The following is a 15,162-nucleotide window of genomic DNA, read 5'->3' on the forward strand; positions in this document are numbered from 1 at the left end:
CCGCACATCCCTACAGCTGCAACTTCATGCCATCGTGGCTCGCCGTGAATCCGAGGCCCGCATAGAAGCGGTGCGCGTCGGCGCGGCTCTTGTCCGTCGTCAGCTGCACCAACGAGCAACCCTGGGACCGCGCGTACCCGATACACCACTGAAGGAATTTCTTCCCCACCCCGCGCCCGCGGTAGTCCGCCCGGATGCGCACCGCCTCGATCTGCGCGCGCCAGGCCCCGCGGCGGGACAAGCCCGGGATGAGAGAGAGCTGAAGCATCGCGATGACCTGCCCCGCATGCTCGCACACCAGCAATCGGTGCGCCGGGTCCCGCTCGATGGCCTCGAATGCCGCCAGGTACGGCCCCGAATCGTCCCCGGGCGCATCCCGTGTTGCGCCCAGTTGGTCATCGGCCAGCATCGACAGGAGCGCGGGCAGGTCGGCCCGCGCCGCATCGCGAACCGCGACCTCCAGCCCGGGGACCTCCAAGCGGGCCAGGGGCTTCACCGGCCGTGCCTTCCGTGGTCGCGTCCGATCAGCCCCATGGAGGCGACCAGCTCGCGTTCCTCCTCGAGCTCCCTGACCGAGGCCGCGATCCGCGCACGGACCTCGGCTCCCGGCTCCAGGCCCTGCTCGATCTGCCAGGCGCCGTCGCGCGAGTGCACGGGAAAGGAACTGACCAGGCCCCGGGGCACGCCGTAGGATCCGTCCGAGACCACCCCCGCCGACGTCCACGAATCGGCGGTTCCCGAGACCCAGTCCCGGACGTGGTCGATGGCTGCGGCCGCGGCCGAGGCGGCGGAGGAGGAACCTCGCACGGCAATGATCTCCGCCCCGCGCTTGGCCACCCGGGGAATGAATCTCTCCGCCAACCAGGACTCGAGGCTGCAGCTGCCGCCCAGGGCCTGCGTCAGCGCCTCGGGCAGCGGGCGGCGCGTGCCGTCGGGGCCCTGGACCCAGCCGTGGGAGATGTCCGGGACCTGGGTGGCCGAGTGGTTGCCCCAGATGGTCACGTTGCCGATTCCCGCCACGGGGACATCCAGGGTGCGGGCCACGAGCGCCAGGGCCCGGTTGTGGTCCAGGCGGGTCATGGCGGTGAAGCGTTCGGGGGGCACATCCGGCGCATGGGCCGCGGCGATCAACGCATTGGTGTTGGCGGGGTTTCCCACCACCAGGACGCGCACATCCGCAGCCGCATGGGCGTTGATGGCTGCACCCTGCGGGCCGAAGATCGCACCGTTGGCGGCCAGCAGGTCCCCGCGTTCCATCCCGGCCCCGCGCGGCCGGGAACCGACCAGCAGGGCCACGTTGGCACCGTCGAAGCCGCGGGAGGGATCGCTTGTCACTTCCACCGATGCCAGCGAGCCGAACGCACAGTCCTGCAATTCCAGGGCGCTGCCCTCGGCCGACTTCATGCCGGCAGGGATTTCCAGCAGCTGCAACCTCACCGGGGTGTCGGGTCCGAACATGGCCCCGGAGGCGATGCGGAACAGCAGCGCGTAGCCGATCTGCCCTCCGGCTCCGGTCACGGCAACGGTCACGGGTGTTGGTGTGCTCATGGCTAAATGCAACCACCAATGACGGGCAAAAGCCACGGCCCGCCAGACAGGCTAGGAGGACGTGCGCGGGCCGCGAACCGGGATCAGCAGCAGCAGCCCCAGGAGCAGCACCACCAGGATGCCCAGGATGCCGTAGCGCTGGGCCTCGGCCACATGCGGGGCGGCCAGGGCGATGGAGGCCGCGAAGAGGGCCGGGGCCAGGAAGCTGACGGCACGGCCCGTGGTGGCGTAGAGCCCGAACAGCTCGCCCTCCTGCCCGGCCGGGGCCAGCCGGGCCAGGAAGGCTCGGCTGGAGGCCTGGGCGGGACCGACGAACAGGCACAGCAGCAACCCGAAGATCCAGAAGCTCGAGGCGTCGGGGGAGAAGAACACGCCCAGGCCCGCAACGAGCAACCCGAGCAGGGAGATGACGATGACCCGCTTGGGACCGATCCTGTCATCGAGCATGCCGCCGACCATGGCCCCGGCCGCGGCCACCACGTTGCCGACGATGGCGAAGATGATCACCTGCTGCAGCGGGAAGCCGAAGGTGCCCGCGGCGATGATCCCGCCGAAGGTGAACACCGCCGCCAGCCCGTCGCGGAAGACCGCACTGGCGAACAGGAAATAGACCGTGTGGCGATCCGCGCGGGCCAGCGCCACGACGCGGCGCCACAATTCCTGGTAGGACTGCACGATGGTGAAGCGCGGCCCCCCGGGATCCCCGGGGATCTCGGGCACCGCAAAGAGCACCGGCAGGCCGAAGCCCATGAACCACACGGCGGAGAACACCGCGACCAGGCGCAGGTTCAGCGAGTTGGTGTCCGAGGCCCCGGCCCAGTCGAAGAGCGGGGTCACCAGGGTGAACAGCACGATCGCCAGGGCCAGGATGCCACCGAGGTAGCCCATGCCCCAGCCGAATCCGGAGACCTTGCCGATGGTGGACGGGGTGGAAATCTGCGGCAGCATCGCGTTGTAGTTCACCGCGGCGAACTCCGCGAAGACCGAGGCCGCGGCAATCAGGGTCACCCCGAGGACCAGGAAGCGCGGCTCGGGGAAAACGAAGAAGCAGGCGGCCGTGAGAAGGGCCACGATCACGGTGTTCACACCCAGCCAGAAACGCCTCCGGCCCCCGGCATCCGAACGCAGCCCGGTGACCGGGGCCAGCAGCGCGATGGCCACCCCGGCGATGGCCAGGCCGTTGCCCAGGACCACCGAATTGGCGTCCTTGTTGCCGAAAAGGTCGCTGGTCAGATACACGGTGAAGACGAAAGTTGTCATCACCGCGTTGATCGCGGCGGAACCCCAATCCCAGGATGCCCATGCCAAGACGGGTTTGGTGATTATTTTCCGCCGGTCGGTCGATGCCGAGGGTGCCACAGGGAACTCGCTCATGGGTGCATCGTAACTCGCCGAAACAAACAACGGGGGAAGACCGGCAAATTTCGTGCTCGCGCCGCAGAAATTTTCTTTGCAATTCGGATCTTAAACAATCCGGAAACGCGTATTATTCCTCAAAACTTCATCGGCTGAATCCCGTGCCAAAGAGCTGTTCGACACCATCCGGCTGATATCCTAAAAGCTGCCTTTTGACCGTTTTTGTTGCCAGGGCACTGGCCTGCCGACCATGGGAGATAAGTGTGCTCCTAGTCCTGATTGCGCTTTTTGTTGTTGCGGCAATTGCACCATTGATTTTTCGGCTGCTGGGCCGTTCAACCTTCTATGTCTTGGCGGCGGTTCCCGCCGTGGCCTTCGCCTGGCTTGTGGCCAGCTTCCCCTCGTTCCTGGATGCCGAGCAGGCCGCCGCGAGCGGTGAGCCCAACGCACCGCCCTCCGAGCTCTACAGCTGGATCGGCCCGCTGAACGCCCATCTCGATTTCCGGATGGATGCCCTGGCCGCGGTGCTGTGCCTGCTGGTGCTCGGGGTCGGTTCCCTGGTGCTGTTTTACTGTGCGCGCTATTTCAAGAACGAGGACCCGCACACCGGAGCTTTCGGCGCCCAGCTGCTGGCCTTTGCCGCCTCGATGTTCGGCCTGGTCACCGCCGACGACATGATCATGCTCTTCATCTTCTGGGAGCTGACCACGATCCTGTCCTTCCTGCTGATCGGGTTCAACCGCACCAGGATGAGCGCACGGCGTTCGGCACTGACCGCCCTGATGGTCACCACCTTTGGCGGCCTGACGATGCTGGCCGGACTGGTCATGCTCGGCAATGCGGCCGGCACCTACCGCATCTCCGAGATCCTGGCCATGGCCCCGGAACTCACCGCCCTGGGCACCTACATCGACGTGGCCATCGCCCTGGTGTTGATCGGCGCGATCTCCAAGTCCGCTCTCGTTCCCTTCCACTTCTGGCTCCCCGGCGCCATGGCGGCCCCCACCCCGGTCTCCGCGTACCTGCACGCAGCGGCCATGGTCAAGGCCGGCATCTACCTGGTGGCACGACTGGCCCCGGGCTTCAACGAAACCGCCTTCTGGCAACCCATGCTGCTCTGGCTCGGACTGGCGACCCTGCTGATCGGCGGCTGGCGAGCGCTGAAGCAACACGACCTCAAACTGCTGCTGGCCTACGGCACGGTCTCCCAGCTGGGCTTCCTGATCCTGGTCATGGGCATCGGAAGCCCCAACGCGGCGCTCGCTGGCCTGGCCATGATGCTGGCCCACGGGTTCTTCAAGGCAACGCTCTTCCTGGTCGTGGGAATCATCGACCACAAGTCCGGAACCCGCGACCTGCACCAGCTGTCCGGGCTCTACCGCTCCTCCCCGGTCCTCTTTGCCGTTGCCGCCATCGCCGCGGCCTCGATGGCAGGCTTCCCGCCGCTCTACGGCTTCGTCGCCAAGGAAGCGGTCTACGAGGCGCTGCTGGAGCATGCCCAGGGCAACGGCGCCACCGGTGTGGTGCTGCTGGTGGGCGTCCTGCTCGGGGCCATGATGACCTTCGCCTACTCCGCACGCTTCTTGTGGGGCGGCTTCGCCTCCAAGCGGGGCCTTGAACCCAGCGTGTTCCCGCGCGTCCCGGCACTGTTCCTGGCCCCGCTGCTGGTCCTCACCGGCGCCACGGTCGTGTTCGCCTGGATCCCGCACGTGCTCGAGGGCGCCATCGCCCCCTACCTGGGCCTGTTCGGATCCGCCGAGAACCCCATCCACCTGGGCCTCTGGCACGGGTTCAGCCCCGCGCTGGGTCTGAGCATCCTGACCATGATCGCGGGCACCGCGCTCTTCCTGGCCCGGGAGAGGACCTTCCACCTCCAGTCCCGGGTCCCGGCGTTGCTGGATGCCGAACGAGACTACAAGCACATGGTCACCGGCGTGGACAACCTGGCCATCTGGCTCACCGGACGCACCCAGCGCGGTTCCTTGTCCTTCTACCTCGTGGTGATCCTCATCGTGGCGCTGCTGCTGCCGGCCGGCACCGCGATCCTGCTCAGCACCCCGGCACCGGGAAACTTCATCGCCTTCGACCACCCCGCCCAGCTGGTCATCGGGCTCATCATGATCCTCGGCGCCCTCGGTGCGCTGCAGGCCAACCGCCGCTTCCTGGCGGTGCTGATGGTCTCGGTCAGCGGCTACGGCATGGCCGCGATCTTCGCGCTGCAGGGAGCACCGGACCTGGCCGTGACCCAGCTCTTGGTCGAAACCATCGTGCTGGTCGCCTTCGTGCTGGCGTTGCGCGCCCTGCCGGTGGAACTGTGGGCCAAGAACCCCACCGGGCACCGGCTGGGCCGGGCGCTGATCGGCATCGGGTTCGGCGCCTCCATGATCTACATCGCCGCCACCTCGATGGCCTCGCGGGTCGCGGATCCGATCTCGCTGGCCTACCCGGAACTTGCCTACACCGGCGGAGCGGGCAAGAACATCGTCAACGTCACCCTGGTGGACATGCGCGCCTGGGACACCTTCGGGGAAATCACGGTGCTGGCCGCGGCCGCCACCGGCGTGGCCTCGCTGATCTTCGTGCGCGGTCGCGGGGACAAGCGGGTGCGCGCCTCGAACGTGCCGCGCGGATCGGTCGACCACGGTTCCGAGGCCATCGGCGGGGCCAGTCCCAGCCGTGCCGGGCTGGCAGTGGCCAGGACCTTTGCGATCTCCAAGAAGGATTCCTGGCTGGTCGCCGGGCACACCCTGGCCCCGGAGCGCCGCTCGATCACCTTCGAGGTGGTCACCCGGCTGCTCTTCCACACCATACTGCTGGCCTCCGTGTACTTGCTGCTGGCCGGCCACAACACCCCCGGCGGAGGCTTTGCCGGCGGGCTGCTGGCCGGCCTGGCCCTGACCATCCGCTACCTGGCCGGCGGCCGGGTGGAACTGGCCGAGGCCACCCCGGTCAGCCCGGGCACGCTGATGGGCACCGGGCTGGGCCTGGCGGCACTGACCGCCGCGGCGCCGCTGCTCCTGGGCGCCCAGATGTTCACCTCCGCGGCCATCGAATTCACCTGGCCGCTCTTCGGGGAGCAGAAGTTCGTGACTTCCACGCTCTTCGACATCGGGGTGTACCTGGTGGTGGTCGGGCTGGTCATCGACGTGCTGCGCTCCCTGGGCTCGGAGATCGACGACCGTTCCGAGGGCCGCAGCCCCACCGACACACATGACATGGTTTCCGACGCGGATACGGGAGTTGGACGATGAGCACCAATATCACCTTGCTCATAGTGATGGGCGTGCTCTTCGCCGTGGGCATCTACCTTTTGCTCGAGCGTTCGCTGACCCGCGTGCTGCTGGGCATCGTGGTGCTGGGCAACGGGGTGAACCTGTTGATCCTCTCCGCCGGAGGGCGCCGCGGCGAGGCGCCGCTGTACCGGTCGGCGCTGGATGCACAGGAATACAGCGACCCGCTGCCGCAGGCGCTGATCCTCACGGCCATCGTGATCACCTTCGCGGTGACAGCGTTCATGCTGGGCATCATCTACCGCTCCTGGGTCATCTCCCGGGCCGACGTGGTCGCCGACGACGACGAGGACCTGCGCGTCTCGCAGCAGTCGACCTTCGACTTCGAAGAAGACTCCCCGGTCCCCGAGGACACCACCGAATTCGAGGGCGAGGACGCCGAGCCCGCAGGGAACCACCCGGAGAAGGGGCCGCACGCATGATCGATGCACCACTGACCGCCGTTTCATTTGCCCCGCTGGTCGTGGCCTTGCCGATCTTCGGTGCCGCCCTGGCCTTCATCCTGCGCCGCAAGCGCCGCACCCAGCGCCTGGTGACCATCGCGGTCCTGGTGATCACGCTCTGCCTGGAAGCCTGGATGCTGGCCACGGTCTGGGGCGGGGGGACCTACTCGGTGACCCTCGGCGGCTGGGCCCCGCCGTTTGGCATCTCCATGGTCGTGGACGGGTTCTCGGCATTCATGCTGGTGGTCTCCTCCATCGTCTCCCTGGCGGTGCTGCTCTACGCCACCAGCCAGGGCATGGCCGACGGGGACGAGGACGGGCCCGTCTCGATCTTCCACCCCGCCTACCTGATCCTGGTCGCCGGGGTCTCCAACGCCTTTTTGGCCGGGGACCTCTTCAACCTCTACGTGGGCTTCGAGATCCTGCTGACGGCCTCCTACGTGCTGCTGACCCTGGGCGGGACCACCGCGCGGATCCGAGCGGGCACCACCTACGTGGTGGTCTCGGTCGCCTCCTCGCTGCTCTTCCTGATCGCCATCGGCATGATCTATGCGGCCGCCGGCACCGTGAACATGGCGGACCTGGCCGTGAAGCTGCCGGAGATCTCCCCGGGCACGCAGACCGTGCTGCACGTGATGCTGCTGGTCGCCTTCGGGATCAAGGCCGCGGTCTTCCCGCTGTCCTTCTGGCTCCCGGACTCCTACCCGACCGCCCCGGCCCCGGTCACCGCGGTGTTCGCCGGGCTGCTGACCAAGGTCGGGGTCTATGCGATCATCCGCACCGAGACGCTGCTCTTCCCCGGGAACCAGCTCTCCGAACCCTTGATGGTCGTGGCCGGGCTGACCATGCTGGTGGGCATCCTGGGTGCCGTGGCGCAGACCGACATCAAGCGCATGCTCTCCTTCACCCTCACCAGCCACATCGGATTCCTGATCTTCGGGGTGGCCGTGGGGAACCAGCTGGGGCTGGGGGCCACCATCTACTACGTGGCCCACCACATCGTGGTGCAGACCTCGCTCTTCCTGGTCGCCGGGCTCATCGAACGCCGGGCCGGGACCTCGAACATCGAGCGGCTCGGCTCGCTGGCCAAGCTTTCGCCGTTGCTGGCGCTGCTCTTCTTCGTCCCGGCCATGAACCTGGGCGGCATCCCGCCGTTCTCCGGCTTCCTGGGGAAGCTCGGGCTGGTGCAGGGCGGCGCCGAACTGGGCACGCCCGTGGCCTGGGCGCTGGTGGGGGTGTCCCTGTTGACCTCGCTGTTGACGTTGCTGGCGATAGCGCGTGTTTGGAACAGGGCGTTCTGGCGCAAGGCCGAGGACGCCACGGACCCGGACCCGCTGCTGCTGGTGGGCGTGGAAGCCGCGCGCGGGGCGACCTACGACATCGTGGCCAACGAGCCGGCCAGCCGCTATTCCGACCGCGGGAACACCGCACTGCTGCCCAACGGCATGCTGGCCATGACCGCGGCCCTGGTGCTGGTGGGCGTGGCGCTGACGGTGTTTGCCGGGCCGCTGTTTGAATTCAGCGACCAGGTCGCCGGCCAGCTGCTGGACCCAAACAACTACATCGAGGCGGTCCTCGGAACCGGGCAGGGGGTACGGTAAATGACCAAGGAACAACGGCTGAAAGACGCCACCGACGAATCCGGGGCACGCCAACGCGCCACCCTGCGCCAGGAACTGCCTTTGCTTGCAGGCATGATGCTGGTCTGGGGTGCGCTCTGGCAGGACTTCGCCATCGGCAACCTCGTCTTCGGGCTGCTGATCTCGCTGGTGCTGGTGCGGGTCTTCCGGCTGCCGCCGGTGATCCTATCGGGGCGCTTCAATGTTTGGCGTGCCGCAGTGTTCGCCGGGGCGTTCCTGCGGGACGTGACCCTGGCCAGCTTCGAGGTGCTGTACCTGGCGGTGTTCCGCGGCCCGCGCACCACAAGCGCGATCATCACCGTGCAGCTGCGCACCGAATCGGACTTGCTGGTCACCTTCGTGGGCCACGTGCTGACGCTGGTCCCCGGCTCCTACGTCGTGGAGGTGGACCGGCGGACCTCGACCCTGTACCTGCACGTGCTCAACGTCAACGACGAGGCCGGGGTGGAAAAGGCGCGGGCCTCGGTGATGATGATCGAGGAACGGCTGATCCGCATGATGGGCACCAAGGAAGAACTGGCCGAGTTGAATGCCGAGAAATCGGCCCCGGGCAAGGAACACGGAGAAACACCATGAACATCGTCCTGTGGATCTGCGGGATCACGCTCTCGATCGCCGGCGCCCTGGCCATGATCAGGCTGGCCAAGGGGCCCTCGATCCTGGAACGCGTCATCGCCACCGACGTGCTGCTGCTGATCGTCTCCGCGGCGCTGTGCGTGGACATGACCATCAACAAGCACACCGACAACCTCATCTTCGTGCTGCTGGCATGCCTGGTCGGGTTCGTCGGCTCGGTGACGGTTTCGCGCTTCGTCACGGACCGGAGGAACGCCTGATGCTGGACACCGTCATCGACATCGTGGCCGGGACGTTCATGATCGTCGGCTGCCTGATGTCACTGGCCGCGGGCATCGGCATGCTGCGCTTCCCGGACCTGCTCTCGCGCCTGCATGCGGCGACCAAGCCGCAGGTGCTGGGGCTGTTCCTGCTGCTGGCCGCGCTCGGGCTGGAACTGCGGTCCTGGGCGGTGCTTCCGGTGCTGCTCCTGGCCTGGCTGCTGCAGTTGCTCACCGCCCCGGTCTCGGCGCACATGGTGGGACGGGCCGGCTACCGGACCCGGCACCTGAAGCGCGAGACCCTCATCGCGGACGAATTGGCGGCGGTGGTCGAGGCCGCGGAGCAGCGCGAAGAGGCCGAGCACGGCCGGGACGGCAACAGGGACCGCGCCGACTTCATCGACTAGTCCACCGGACCCTGGGCCGGCGCCGCCAACCGGCACGGGCCACGCCAAAGCAGGGCCCGGCCGAACGCATCCGGCCGGACCCCCCGTGTGCGGAAGTGCGGAAGCTCAGGCCTTCTTGGTGAACCTCGCGATGGCCCGCTGGGTGCCGCGGTCGGTGAGCACCTGGATCAACGCGGCGGTGACGGCCGACAGCACGGCGAACCCGATGGCCTGGCGCATCGAGGCCTCGGCCTGGGCCTCCTTGTTGCCGTGCTTGGGCGGCTGCTGGCCGGTGAAACCGATCCAGGCCTTGTCGACGATCTTCCCTCCCAGGAAACCCGCGGCGATGGAAATTGCTGGACCGATCAGTTTCATCAAGCTGTTCATGGGGACTCCCGAATATTGCGGCAAAGGTACTAGGCCCAGCCTAGCTGAGGTAGCATCATAGAACTGAAACAATCACGACAGGGGAGCGTCGTGCGGGGTAACCCGCACCCAGGCGCTGAGAGTGCGGATAGCCGCAGACCCTCGAACCTGCCCCGGCTAGTACCGGCGAAGGAAGTCGAGTTCTCAGGGGTGCGCGCGGAAGTGTGCGGGCATTCCCTCCCCTCCTTGAATCCAAGGAGGATCAACACCATGGGCATCACCCACCAGCCCGCCGGGCACAAAACGGCAACCACATCCTGGCGCGTCGTCGACATCGTCATCGCGGCAGTCATCGCAGTGTCCTCGGGCGTCATCTTCTGGGCCTGGAACAGCAGCCACCACCTGCTCGACGTGCTGTTCCTGGCCTTCCCGCCTTCGGCCGCACTGGTCTCGGGCATGTGGCTCTTCCCCGCGGTGCTCGGCGCACTGATCATCCGCAAGCCCGGCGCGGCACTGTTCTGCGAAGTGGTCGCCGCGATGGTCTCGGCGCTCATGGGCTCGGAATTCGGGCTGACGGTCCTGGCCTCGGGCCTGATCCAGGGCCTGGGCGCCGAAGTGGTCTTCGCCGCGTTCCGCTACCGCACCTTCAACCTGCCCGTGGCACTGCTGGCCGGCGCCGGAGCAGGACTATTTGGAAGCGTCAACGACACCTTCATCTTCCGCTGGTTCCCCGAATACACCACCGGCATGCTCTTGGCCTACATCGGGTTCATGACCATCTCGGGCATCATCATTGCCGGGCTGCTCTCCTTCCTGGGAACCCGCGCCCTGGCCAAGACCGGCGCACTGGGCGCGCTTGCCAGCCGCAAGGCAGCCACCGAACCAATCCTCGGCTGATGGGCACGGGCATCACCATGTCTTCAGCCTCGATGCTGCACCGCGAAAACGACACCGCGGCCACGGTGCAACACCGCTGCGACGCGGTGTCCGTCAGCGCCCGGAACTGGGGGTGGCGGCACGCCGACCGCAAGCAAGCAGCGCTGTCGGGCCTGGACCTGGAGATCCGGGCCGGGGAACGCGTGCTGCTGGCCGGGCCCTCGGGCGCCGGCAAATCCACGCTGCTCTACGCGCTGGCCGGGGTCCTGGACGAAGACGACGAAACCTATTCCTCCGGCGAGCTGCTGCTGGACGGGGCACCGGCAGCCCAAGGCCGCGGACTGGTCGGGCTCATGCAGCAGGATCCCGAAACCCAGGTCGTCCAGGCCCGGGTCGGGGACGACGTGGCCTTCGGCGCGGAAAACCTTTCGGTGCCGCCCGCGCAGATCCGGCGGCGGATCATCGAGGCACTGGACGCCGTGGGACTGGAGGTCCCGCTGGACCACCCGACCTCCGCGCTCTCGGGCGGGCAGAAACAGCGCCTGGCCCTGGCCGGGATCCTGGCCATGGGACCGGGGCTGGTGCTGCTGGACGAGCCCACGGCAAACCTGGACCCGGACGGGGTGCTGGAGGTCCGCGACGCGGTGCTGGCCGCACTGGATTCCACCGGCGCGACCCTGCTGATCGTCGAACACCGGCTCGAGGCGTGGGCGGAGCACATGGACCGGGTCATCGTGTTGGAACCCGGCGGCGGCATCGCCCACGACGGAACCCCCGGCGAGCTCTTTGCCCCCGGCCCGGTCCGCGACCAGTTGGTTGCCGCCGGGGTCTGGGTGCCCGGGTACACCCCGGCATTCGACCCGCTGCCGGCCCCCGGGGAATCCGCTGCGTTGCTGCTGGAGGCCACGGACCTTGCCGTCACGCGCAAGCGCGGCGCCAGGCCGGCCGCCTCCGGCCTGGACCTGCGCCTGGGGGCGGGCGAGGCCTGGTGCGTGCGCGGGGCCAACGGCTCGGGCAAGTCGACCTTCGCGCTGACCCTCGGCGGACTGCTTCCGGTCGGATCCGGCACGGTGCTGGCCACCGGCGAATTGGCGGCCGGCACCGAGGCCCGGCCGTACCACTGGCGCGCCACCGAATTGGTGGGACGGATCGGCTCGGTCTTCCAGGAGCCCGAGCACCAGTTCGTCACCCACACCGTGGCCGAGGAACTGGCCTACGGCCCGCGGCACGCGGTCAGGCCCGGAACCCGGGAACCGCTGTTCACCGAGCAGGAAATCTCCTCGCGCGTCGAATCGCTGCTGTCCCGGCTGCGGCTGGGACACCTGGCGGAGGCGAACCCCTTCACCCTCTCGGGCGGGGAAAAGCGCCGGCTCTCGGTCGCCACGGTGCTGGCGGCGGGCCCGCAGGTCCTCATCCTCGACGAGCCGACCTTCGGTCAGGACGCCAACACCTGGCGCGAACTGGCCCTGCTGCTGCGCGAGGAGCTGGGCCGCGGCACCGCGATCATCGCGGTGACCCACGACGCGGACTTCGCCCGCGCCCTGGGCGCACACGAGTTCGTCCTGCAGGCCCCGGACACCGCGGACGCAGCCGCCCCCGCCGCCGCACGGCCCGGGTTGCTCGAGGCCGATGTGCGCGGGGGGACAAGTTTCCTGGGCCGGGCCAACCCGCTGGCCAAGTTGGCCGCGGTTGCCCTGGCAACGATCCCGCTGGTCGCCTCCATGGACTGGGTCAGCAGCGGAATCGTGGTGGCCGCGACCGTTCTGGCGCTGCCGCTGGCCGGGCTGTCCATCCCGCGTTTCCTGGCCCGCGGCTGGCCGCTGCTGCTCGCCGCGCTCTTCGGGGCCTGGGGCACCGCGCTGGTGGGCAACGATTCCGGGGCGGTGCTGCTGGATGCGGGCATCTTCACCATCACCGAGGGCTCGCTGTCCGCCGGTGCGGCCACCGGGATGCGCGCCTTCGCGGTGGCGATCCCCGCGGTGCTGGTGCTGTTCACCACGGACCCGACGGACCTGGCCAACGCGCTGGCGCAAAAGGCGCGGCTGCCGCACCGCTTTGTGCTCGGCGCGCTGGCGGGCATGCGGCTGCTGGGGTTGCTGATCGAGGAATGGACGACGCTGGGCATGGCCCGGAGGGCCCGGGGCGTGGGTAGCCGCGGCTCGGCCGCCGCCCGGTTGCGGGCGAACCTGGGGCAGGTCTTCGGGCTGCTGGTCCAGGCCATCCGGCGGGCCTCGCGGTTGGCGGTGACCATGGAAGCCAAGGGCTTCGGCACCGCCGAGCGGACCTGGCTGCGGCCCTCGAGATACGGCCTGCGGGATGCGGGGATCGTTGCCGCCGGGCTGCTGCTGGGCACCGTCGCAACAGGGGCATCGTTGGCCCTGGGCACCTGGAACCTGGTCTGGAGCTAGGACGTGTCTCCCCATGGTGGTTTCTCGATGTCCGAGCCCCAGATGGGCACGGCATGGAGCACCGCGGCCGAGCGGCAGGCCAGGGCATGCCAGGGGCCCCACGATGTTGCGCCGCTTTTAGGCTTCCTTGTCATGGATCACCGGGCGGCCGCCTGCCGAACCCTTGCGCTTGCGCAGGAGTTTCCTCTTGCCCGGGATGGGGGAGGCTTTGGCGGCCACGGCCCGTTCGGCGCGTCTCCGGGCGCTGCCAGCCGTCGACCTGTGAGCGGATCATGGTGGTCGGGGCGGCGCAGGAGGTTGGTGCCGGGCTGGTGGGCCCGGTTGATCGCCGCGTCCACCGGCACTTCCCAGCCGATCCGGCCGCTGGCTTGGGCGTGGCCCAGCAGGGTCGCCAACACCGTGTTGCAGGTGCCGTCTGTGGCGTAGCGGCGGTGGCGCTTCCACACGGACCTTCAGGACCCGAACTGCTCGGCAGGTCGCGCCAGGGGATGCCGGCGCGGTAGCGGTGGGCGATGCCCTCGACCACGAGTCGGTGGTCCGCGAACCGGCGCCCCGCCGGGCCCGTGGGATCGGGCATGAGCGGGGCGATCGGCTGCCCCTGGACATCAAAGGGGCAGGTGCAACGCGAATTCAGCCGATATCCATGCCGAACCACGCCAATCGGATTTTGATGACAGGCCCTACTTACTCCCCGCAACCTGATTGAACACCATGGGTGGTCTGGCGTGCCGCGGCGCCGCCGTCACACCAGGCGCTGTTTTGCAGCAGCCACGAGAAGCCGTCGGTGGAAGCGTTGAGGTAGTTACCGTTGGCGCCAGGCAGGCCCGCCCCAACGGAAGGGATGGATCCCGGCGTGCCGAAGCCCCAGGCAGCTTCCGGGATGCCGATGCTGGGCAGCCACACCCAGTTGCCAACGATGACGGGCGCGGTGCAGGTCATTCCGCAGGCAGCCGGCGGGCGGCTGACGTTGAGACAGTCGTCGGCCAGGGCGGCCGTTGGGGCAATGAGGGCCAGGGCGGCGGTTGCTCCGGCCACGGCCAGGAATCTTCTGAGCATGATGAACTCCGAACTTTGGGCCCGGTAGATGGAAGCCGGGACCGTTTGTTGTTTCGAACGAGTACACGCAAAGGCGTTGACGGCGGCACAATGGTGCCGTCCGAATTTCACATCGAATCCCCAGTCTGGGTTCAGAGTAGACCTGCACGGCCAACGGCAGCAATAGCCGGTGACAGAGAATCTGGAACCGTCATTTTCAACGGATAACGTGTGGTCGGTCCGCAGGGCCCTTGATTTGCCCTACAGCGGTGACCCTGAAAATTGGGCTTTTCCCCACCGGCATCGTTGCTGCCATGTATCTGCGCACCGCGCGGGCCACCGCGGCGATCCCGGAACGGCTGGGGCACGGGGCGGTGTKCCCGCCCGGACAGGCCTGCCGGGGCCAGATGCACGTGAATTCACCCGGTTTCCCTGCCGAACCACGCCGACCGGAAGTGGGAGACAGTCCCTGGGCGCAGGACCCGCGCGTTCCCGGTGCGTGCCCCCGGGGCTACCGGGTGAAGCCCAGGGACGCGATGGCCGGCAGGGTCCCGGCGGCAAGGTTCTGCAACACGTAGCGCTCGTGCTCCGGCATGGGCTCGGGCAGGTGGTCCAGGTCGAACCATTCCATGGCGGCGCACTTTTCCGGCTCCATGATGCGGGCCTCGCCCCGCCACGTATCTGCCGCGAAGAAGAAGTCAACGCGCTGGGCACGCGGAGAATCCCCGCCGTTGGTGCGGTGCAGGGTCGACAGCGGGACCAGGTCCGCCGGGTCCAGCAGCACCCCGGCCTCCTCGGCGGCCTCGCGCACCGCAGCGGCGAGCACCGATTCGCCGGCTTCCACGTGCCCGGCCGCGGCGCAGGCCCAGTGACCGTCCATGAATCCGGTGTTCTGCCGCAATTGCAGCAGCACCCGCGCGTCGCGGCGGAACACCACGTAGGCGGCCGGCACCAGCTGGAAGAGCTCTTGCATGATGG

15 protein-coding genes and 1 riboswitch are annotated in these 15,162 nt (G+C 68.2%); of the genes, 8 read left to right on the top strand and 7 right to left on the bottom strand.

Features of this window, described 5'->3' with window-relative positions; translation table 11 throughout:
- Positions 1 to 10: 10 nt before the first annotated feature.
- From BLJ79_RS00355 to BLJ79_RS00365, 3 genes are all read right to left on the bottom strand, one after another.
- Positions 11 to 409, bottom strand: coding sequence for a GNAT family N-acetyltransferase (locus tag BLJ79_RS00355; RefSeq protein WP_071213203.1), 399 nt, complete (start codon positions 407 to 409; stop codon positions 11 to 13).
- A gap of 83 nt (positions 410 to 492) precedes the next feature.
- Positions 493 to 1,548 carry a malate dehydrogenase gene (locus tag BLJ79_RS00360; protein ID WP_071212695.1) on the bottom strand — a complete coding sequence of 352 codons (1,056 nt, stop codon included), beginning with the start codon at positions 1,546 to 1,548 and terminating at the stop codon, positions 493 to 495.
- Positions 1,549 to 1,599: 51 nt separating this feature from the next.
- Positions 1,600 to 2,922: an MFS transporter gene (locus BLJ79_RS00365; RefSeq protein ID WP_071212696.1), complete on the bottom strand. Its 1,323-nt coding sequence runs from the start codon at positions 2,920 to 2,922 to the stop codon at positions 1,600 to 1,602.
- Between the two features lie 245 nt (positions 2,923 to 3,167).
- Between BLJ79_RS00365 and BLJ79_RS00370 the strand changes: the two genes are divergently transcribed.
- The 6 genes from BLJ79_RS00370 to mnhG are packed head-to-tail and all read left to right on the top strand — an operon-like array spanning position 3,168 to position 9,520.
- On the top strand, positions 3,168 to 6,155 hold the full coding sequence (locus tag BLJ79_RS00370; RefSeq protein ID WP_071212697.1) for a Na+/H+ antiporter subunit A: 2,988 nt from the start codon (positions 3,168 to 3,170) through the stop codon (positions 6,153 to 6,155).
- Positions 6,152 to 6,616, top strand: coding sequence for a Na(+)/H(+) antiporter subunit C (locus BLJ79_RS00375; RefSeq protein WP_071212698.1), 465 nt, complete (start codon positions 6,152 to 6,154; stop codon positions 6,614 to 6,616). Before BLJ79_RS00370 ends, BLJ79_RS00375 begins: the two co-directional genes overlap by 4 nt.
- Positions 6,613 to 8,238, top strand: coding sequence for a Na+/H+ antiporter subunit D (locus tag BLJ79_RS00380; protein ID WP_071212699.1), 1,626 nt, complete (start codon positions 6,613 to 6,615; stop codon positions 8,236 to 8,238). Before BLJ79_RS00375 ends, BLJ79_RS00380 begins: the two co-directional genes overlap by 4 nt.
- On the top strand, positions 8,239 to 8,853 hold the full coding sequence (locus tag BLJ79_RS00385; protein WP_071212700.1) for a Na+/H+ antiporter subunit E: 615 nt from the start codon (positions 8,239 to 8,241) through the stop codon (positions 8,851 to 8,853).
- Complete coding sequence (locus tag BLJ79_RS00390) at positions 8,850 to 9,113, top strand: MrpF/PhaF family protein (RefSeq protein WP_071212701.1); 264 nt, start codon at positions 8,850 to 8,852, stop codon at positions 9,111 to 9,113. Before BLJ79_RS00385 ends, BLJ79_RS00390 begins: the two co-directional genes overlap by 4 nt.
- A complete protein-coding gene (gene mnhG / locus BLJ79_RS00395) occupies positions 9,113 to 9,520 on the top strand; it encodes a monovalent cation/H(+) antiporter subunit G (RefSeq protein ID WP_071212702.1) in 408 nt (135 codons plus the stop codon). Before BLJ79_RS00390 ends, mnhG begins: the two co-directional genes overlap by 1 nt.
- Positions 9,521 to 9,625: 105 nt before the next feature.
- Here mnhG and BLJ79_RS00400 read toward each other — a convergent pair whose 3' ends face one another.
- Positions 9,626 to 9,886 (bottom strand): DUF4235 domain-containing protein, encoded by a 261-nt coding sequence (locus BLJ79_RS00400; protein ID WP_071212703.1) that lies wholly within the window; start codon positions 9,884 to 9,886, stop codon positions 9,626 to 9,628.
- 69 nt (positions 9,887 to 9,955) lie between these two features.
- Positions 9,956 to 10,077: riboswitch (TPP riboswitch) on the top strand.
- A gap of 58 nt (positions 10,078 to 10,135) precedes the next feature.
- On the opposite strand from BLJ79_RS00400, the gene BLJ79_RS00405 reads away from it, so the two are divergent.
- Together BLJ79_RS00405 and BLJ79_RS23875 are read left to right on the top strand one after the other, a co-directional pair.
- Positions 10,136 to 10,762 carry an ECF transporter S component gene (locus tag BLJ79_RS00405; RefSeq protein ID WP_071212704.1) on the top strand — a complete coding sequence of 209 codons (627 nt, stop codon included), beginning with the start codon at positions 10,136 to 10,138 and terminating at the stop codon, positions 10,760 to 10,762.
- Positions 10,763 to 10,794: 32 nt separating this feature from the next.
- Complete coding sequence (locus BLJ79_RS23875; protein WP_071213204.1) at positions 10,795 to 13,149, top strand: ATP-binding cassette domain-containing protein; 2,355 nt, start codon at positions 10,795 to 10,797, stop codon at positions 13,147 to 13,149.
- 130 nt (positions 13,150 to 13,279) lie between these two features.
- On the opposite strand, the gene BLJ79_RS24000 is transcribed toward BLJ79_RS23875, so the two are convergent.
- The 3 genes from BLJ79_RS24000 to BLJ79_RS00420 all read right to left on the bottom strand — a co-directional run bounded on the left by BLJ79_RS24000 (position 13,280) and on the right by BLJ79_RS00420 (position 15,157).
- Positions 13,280 to 13,726, bottom strand: a complete 447-nt coding sequence (locus tag BLJ79_RS24000) for a hypothetical protein (RefSeq protein ID WP_502686091.1) — start codon at positions 13,724 to 13,726, stop codon at positions 13,280 to 13,282.
- A 107-nt stretch (positions 13,727 to 13,833) separates the two neighbouring features.
- Positions 13,834 to 14,205, bottom strand: coding sequence for a hypothetical protein (locus tag BLJ79_RS00415; RefSeq protein ID WP_071212705.1), 372 nt, complete (start codon positions 14,203 to 14,205; stop codon positions 13,834 to 13,836).
- A 490-nt stretch (positions 14,206 to 14,695) separates the two neighbouring features.
- A complete protein-coding gene (locus BLJ79_RS00420) occupies positions 14,696 to 15,157 on the bottom strand; it encodes an NUDIX domain-containing protein (RefSeq protein WP_071212706.1) in 462 nt (153 codons plus the stop codon).
- Positions 15,158 to 15,162: the final 5 nt, after the last annotated feature.

It is taken from the genome of Arthrobacter sp. UCD-GKA (assembly GCF_001863355.1).
In the GTDB taxonomy this organism is placed as follows: domain Bacteria; phylum Actinomycetota; class Actinomycetes; order Actinomycetales; family Micrococcaceae; genus Paeniglutamicibacter.